Source organism: Streptomyces pathocidini (assembly GCF_001418495.1).
Classification (GTDB): domain Bacteria; phylum Actinomycetota; class Actinomycetes; order Streptomycetales; family Streptomycetaceae; genus Streptomyces; species Streptomyces pathocidini.
This window is the reverse complement of record NZ_LIQY01000204.1, coordinates 1-6,192: the sequence shown is the minus strand read 5'-3', so window position 1 is coordinate 6,192 and position 6,192 is coordinate 1. Positions and strand designations below refer to the sequence as shown.

The 6,192-nt window shown below is 73.0% G+C and carries 3 protein-coding genes; 2 read left to right on the top strand and 1 reads right to left on the bottom strand.

Annotated elements, in window-relative coordinates:
- Positions 1-2,428, bottom strand: a 2,428-nt coding sequence (locus AOK16_RS11730) for a glycoside hydrolase family 127 protein (RefSeq protein ID WP_055472201.1), incomplete at its 3' end; no start/stop codon positions are given.
- 222 nt (positions 2,429-2,650) lie between these two features.
- On the opposite strand from AOK16_RS11730, the gene AOK16_RS11725 reads away from it, so the two are divergent.
- Complete coding sequence (locus AOK16_RS11725; RefSeq protein WP_055472200.1) at positions 2,651-5,650, top strand: glycosyl hydrolase; 3,000 nt, start codon at positions 2,651-2,653, stop codon at positions 5,648-5,650.
- A gap of 163 nt (positions 5,651-5,813) precedes the next feature.
- The coding region (locus AOK16_RS11720) for a fibronectin type III domain-containing protein (protein ID WP_240483522.1) at positions 5,814-6,192 on the top strand (379 nt) is incomplete at its 3' end.

The following is a 6,192-nucleotide window of genomic DNA, read 5'->3' as shown; positions in this document are numbered from 1 at the left end:
CCACCAGCGCGTCGTTGCGCCCGACCTCGGCGCCGTCCACGTACAGCACTCCCTTGCCCCCGCCCGTACGCCCGTCGCCGCCGCCCGCGAGGGTCAGCGCGACGTGGGCCCAGCGGCCCTCCGGGAGCGGTCCGGCCGCGTCGATGACGTCCTCGCCGGCCATACCGGCGATCTTCAGCGCGGCGCGGGCCTTGCCGGAGCCGGTGCGGGCGGTGAGGAAGACATAGGTGCTCTTGTGGAAGCCGAGATCGAAGACGCGGGCCGAGTTGGCGAGCGTGTCCACCCGCACCCAGGCGCTGACGGTCAGCTCGGCAAGACCGGTGATCAGCTGGGGCGGGAGCGCCACATGGCCGTTCACGCCGTCCAGTTCGACCGCGCTCTGCCCCGCCGCCCGGCCCGCGCCCCACCGGGCGCCCCCGGCCAGGGTCGCGTCGGGGAACGTGCGGGTGGTGTCGGCCGCGGTGGTCCCGCTCCCCTCGTCCAGGGCGAAGCGGGCCAGCTCGCGCGCCGGGCGGGGGCGCGGCTCGACGGCGAAGTAGACGTTGTAGCGCTGGTGGTGCACGCGGTGGAACGGCAGCACCGGCACGCGCTCCCCCTCGGCTGTGGCGGTGAACTCCAGCTGCTTGCCCGGCACTTGGCGTACGGAGTCCGGGTCGAGGGCGGGGATGGTCGGCGACTCGGTCTCGCCGTGGACGCTCGCCAGCACCATCGGCCCATAGGTGAGGGCCTGGACCTGCGGGTTGTCGGGCGCGGGGCGGCGGGTCAGCTCCATGGGCAGGGTGATCTCGACGGTGTCACCGGTGCGCCAGTGCCGTTCGAGGGTCACCCGGCGGCCGGGCCGGGTGTCGGCAGCGACCGCGCGGCCACCGACGCGTACGGCGGCCTTCCCCGATATCCAGCCGGGCATCCGCACCTTCAGCGCGAACCGCCCCGCCCCCTCGGTCACGGTGATCCGCACGCGCCCGGACTCAGGCCAGGCCGTCTCCTGACGGAGTTTCACCCCACCTTGTTTCCAGGTCACTTCGGACGGGATGAAGAGGTTCACGTACAGCGCACCGGAACCGTCGTGCGCGTAGACGGTGTCCGCGAACTTCGTCTGCGTCTCCAGCGCCGTGCCGTGGTCGCAGGAGAAGTTGTCGTAGTCGCCGCTGTAGCTGCCGGGCGCGGAGCCGAGCCCGCCCTTGGGCTGCCGCTGCGAACCGGCCCACAGGCCCGTGTAGTACGTGACGTAGCCGTGCGCGGAGTCGGGGTCCTGCTCGGCGAGCATCTGGTTGAGCAGCGTCCACTCGTAGTGGTCCAGGTAGCCGGCCGAGTCCGGGTCGTGCAGGAACAGCTGCCGCCCGAGCTTGAGCATGTTGTAGCTGTTGCAGTTCTCGCAGGTGTCCTCGGACAGCCGGCTGACGATCTCGCCGGGCGGGCCGAAGAACTCCAGGTTGGAGTTGCCGCCGATGACGTACGAGTGGTGGTGCACGACGGTGTCCCAGAAGGACGCGGCGATGCGCCGGTAGCGCTCCTCGCCGGTGGCCTCGTACTGGTGGATCGTGCCGACGATCTTGGCTATCTCGGTGTTGGCGTGGCGGCCCGCCAGCTCGTCGCGCCCCTCGGCCAGCGGCCCGTACAGCACCTCGTGGTCGAAGCGGCGGGCGGTGCGCAGCGGTTCGGGGTCGCCGGTGGCCAGGTGCAGCCGGGCGAGGACGTCGTTCATGCCGCCGAACTCGATCCTGAGCGCCGACTGCATCGCCTCGTACGACAGGCGGGCGGTGCGCGCCTCCACCCAGGCGGCCATGGCCCGCACGACCTCCAGCGCCCGGTCGTCGCCGCCGAGTTCGTACTGGTCGAGCAGCCCGGCCATGATCTTGTGGATCGTGTAGTACGGCGCCCAGGGGTTGCCCCCGGCCTCCAGGTCGTCGAAGACCTGCTCGGGGAAGGCGGAGAGGTAGCCGGGCGCGAACCCGGCGGCGGGCGAGGCGGCCTGGCACTCCGCGAGCGCGGCGACGATCCCGCGGGCCTTGGCCGCGTACGCCTCATCGCCGGTGCCCGCGTGGGCGAAGGCCAGGCCGGAGAGCAGATGGCCGGTGGTGTGGCCGCGCAGCAGCACGTCCGGCGCCTCCCAGCCGCCGCAGGGCTCGGCGGTCGAGGGCAGGCCGACGTTGGCGCGGAAGGTGTGCAGGAGCCGGTCGGGGTCGACCGCCAGCAGATACGCGCAGGTTCGGCGCATATTCGCCCGGAACGGGCTGTCGAGCAGCCTGACCGCGGCCAGGGGCACCGGGGTCAGTGCCGGGCGGCGCGGCACGGCGGCGGGCACGACCGCGGGGGCGTCCGCCGTGGCGGCAGCGGCGGCCGGGGCGCCCTCCACGGCCAGAGCGGACGCGGCCACCGCGCCTGCGCCCACCACGAAATGACGCCGCGTCAGCTGGTTCTCAGGCATCGGGAAGAGGCTCCTTCGGGCAACGCGGTTGAAACGTTTCGCAGAGTTGACGGCAACTGTGGGCCCGGCGACTCATCCCGTCAAGATGCTTAACGGTAGGGAAATCGCCGCACCTCTTGCCGTAAGCGACCTCCGGCCGTATGTTTCCGCCAGGTTTCTTGAATCGTTCAAAACGATCGTTCAACCAAGTGCACGGTGTGGTGCACGGGCAAGGGGGCGGGCATGGGCCTGCGACGGAGAGCGCTGCTGAAGATGGGAGCCGCGGCGGGCGCGGCCATGGCCCTGCCGCTGGGCACGGCCGCCGAGGCGGCCGCCGGCGGGACCGCCTCGTCCACCGGCGTACAGGGCGGCGTCCCGCGCGCCTTCGCCGCCCCCGGCTCCGCGGTCCGCCCCAAGTTCCGCTGGTGGTGGCCCGACGCCCTGGTGGACCCCGACGAGATCGAGCGCGAGATCGACCAGATCGCGGCGGCGGGCTTCGGCGGCGTCGAGATCGCCGCCGTCACCCACAGCATGAGCGGGATCGGCACCATCGACCCGGTCCGCCACGGCTGGGGGACCCCCGCCTGGATCGCCGCGGTCGAGACCGCGCTGCGCCGGGCCGCCAAGCGCGACGTCAGCGTCGATCTGACCCTCGGGCCCGCCTGGCCCGCAGCCGTCCCCTCCATCACCCCCGACAGTCCGGCCGCCACCAAGGAACTGGCGCACGGCTCCGCCGCGGTCGCCTCCGGGCAGACCTTCTCCGGCCCGCCCCCGGCGGGCGGCACCGAGCCGGGCCCCGGCGTGACGCGGCAGGAGCTGATGCTCGTCCAGGCCGTACGGGTCGCCGACAGCTCCTCCCCCGACGCGGAGATCCCGCAGCTCGACCTGGCCACCGTCACCGACATCAGCGACAAGGTCTCCGACGGCGAACTGCGCTGGACCGCGCCCGGGGACGGCGGAACCTGGCTCGTCATCGCGTACTGGGAGCGCGGCTCGGGCCAGGAGCCCGAGGGCCCGGCGCACACCTCGCCGCAGAGCTTCGTCGTCGACCACTTCAGCGCCGCCGGCACCCGCGCGGTCACCGACTTCTGGGACCGCCACATCCTCAACCCCCGCATCCGCGCGCTGCTGCGCGAGACGGGCGGTGCCCTCTTCGAGGACTCCATCGAGCTGGAGACCGACGAGACGCTGTGGTCCCCGGGGTTCGCGGCCGAGTTCGAGAAGCGGAGGGGCTACTCGCTGCTGCCGTACCTGCCGACCGTCGTCGAGCGCGACGAGGACCCCGTTTTCGCCTTCGGCCCCGAGATCGACAAGGCCGTACGCCGCGACTTCATCGAGACCCTCACCGACCTCTACGTCGAGAACCACCTCCGGCCGCTCCAGAAGTGGGCGCACGGGCTCGGGCTCCAGCTGCGCGTCCAGCCGTACGGCCCAGGCACCGACTCGGTCTTCTCCGCCGCGGTCCTCGACATCTCCGAGGGCGAGTCGCTCGGCTTCAAGAACCCCGACGACTTCCGCTGCCTGGCGGGCGGCCGGGACATGGGCGGCAAGCTCATCCTGTCCAACGAGGCGGCCGCGACGGCGGGCGGCGCCTACGCCACCACCTGGGACGCGTCGCTGAAGAAGCTCGTCACGCAGTACGCGGCCGGGGTCAACCAGGCCGTCTTCCACGGCTTCGCCTACGCCGAGGCGCCCGGCGCGGCCTGGCCCGGCTTCGCCGCCTTCTCCCCGTACCGCGGTGGCGCGGGATACGGCGAGGCGTGGGGTCCGCGCCAGCCCACCTGGAGCCATGTCCGGGACATCGCCGGCTACTTGAGCCGTACGCAGCAGATCCTCCAGACCGGCGTCAACAAGGCCGACATCGGCATCCTGCGGCAGCAGGGTCCCGCCGGGACCGGGCTCGGCGCCCCCTGGTTCACCGCCGAGGGCGTGCCCGTCGGCTGGACCCACCTCTTCCTCAGCCCCCGGATCCTGGACCTGCCCTCGGCCCGGGTACGGGACGGGCGGCTGGCCCCCGAGGGGCCCGGCTTCAAGGCGCTGGTCGTCGAGGGCGACGTGCTCAGCGGCAAGGAGCGCACCCTGCGGATCGAAGTGGCCGAGAAGCTCATCGGCTACGCGAAGGCGGGGCTGCCGGTCATCATCATCGGGGACTGGTCGGACGGCCATGTGCCGGGCCTGCCGGCCGACGGCGACAACGAGCGGCTGCGGAAGCTGCTGACCGAACTCCAGGCGCTGGAGAAGGTCCGCACGGTCGCCGACCGGCCCTACGTGCCGGAGGCCATCGCGGCCCTGGGCATCCGGCGAGACGTGGAGTATGCGCAGTCCTCGATGCTGGTGCACGCACACCGGGCCGACCAGGACGCGGACTACTACTTCTTCGCCAACGACGCGGTGACCAAGAAGGGTTCGACCGGCACGCCCATCAGCCACGACGTGACGCTGGCGGCCCGCCGGCCGGACGCGGTCCCGTACGCGCTCGACGCCTGGACCGGGAAGATCGCCCCGCTGCCGCTCTACACCCGCACCGAGGACGGCCGGATCCGGCTGCGCGTCTCGCTGGAGCCGGGCGCCACGACGATCGTGGCCCTGGTCCGCCCGGGCCGCTGGGGCTCGGCACCCCGCTCGTACGCGAAGGCCAGCGAGGCGGCGGAGGTCCGCAGGGGCGAGGGCGACCGCCTGGAGGTGCGCGACGTGCGCGCGGGCACCTACCGTACGACGCTCCAGGACGGCCGGACCGTGGCGACCTCGATCGGCGCCATGCCGGACGCGATCCCGCTGGCGGACTGGCAGTTGACGGTCGAGGACTGGCAGCCGGGTGACCGCCCGAGCGCCACGCTGAAGCCGCGCCGCGAGCTGACGCTGAACGGGCTGAAGCCCTGGCCGGAGATCCCGGAGCTGCAGGACACCTCGGGCATCGGCCGCTACCGGACGACCGTCCGCCTCGACGCGCCCTGGACGGGCGGCCACGGCGCGTACCTCGACCTGGGCGAGGTCTTCGACACCTACCGCGTCACCGTCAACGGCCACCACCTGCCCCCGGCCGACCAGTTGACGCCCCGGGTCGACCTCGGCGGGTACCTGCGCCGCGGCGCCAACACCATCGAGGTGGAGGTGGCGACGACCCTCCTGAACCGCCTCCGGGTCGCCAACGCCCCGGTCTTCGGCGGCGGCAAGCGCCAGAACTACGGCCTGGTGGGCCCGGTCCGCCTGGTCCCGTACGGCAGGGCGGCCCTCGACCGCTGACCCCGCCATGGGGCCCGGGCGGGTCCGGCATCCGGCCGGACGCGCCCGGGCCCCGCGGTGCCGACAACCCCGCGCTGCACGGCTCTTGCTGTCGATCGGCAACTGTGGCATACATGGTCCAGACCATTCCCTCCGAGGGAAGGCAGGGGCTGTGACAGGGGCTGTGAGACGCACTCCCGGGCTCGTCGCGGCGGCCTCCGCCGGGCTGCTGCTCCTCACCGGCTGCGGCGGGAGCGGCCGAGCCGCGGAGGGGCCTTCGGCCCCGATCGGGGTCACCGTGCAGGCCGGCAGCGCGACTTCGGTGCACGTCATGTGGAGCCGACCCCTCGCCGGAGGCGAGGTCGCGGAGTACGAGATCTACCGGCGGGGCGCGCAGGGCGGCTCGACCGAGGCCCGGGCCGCGAAGGTCGAAGAGGTGCCCGGCACGCGGTACATGACCGACGTCACCGGGCTGAAGCCGTCCACCGCCTACGTGTTCACCGTCCGCGCCCGGGACGCCGCGGGCAACCTCTCCGGGCCCAGCGAGGAGACACCGGTCACCC

Bases quoted from the DNA above. Each gene is read 5' to 3' on its own strand.
- AOK16_RS11725 (WP_055472200.1), top strand. From the start codon at position 2,651: ATGGGCCTGCGACGGAGAGCGCTGCTGAAGATGGGAGCCGCGGCGGGC.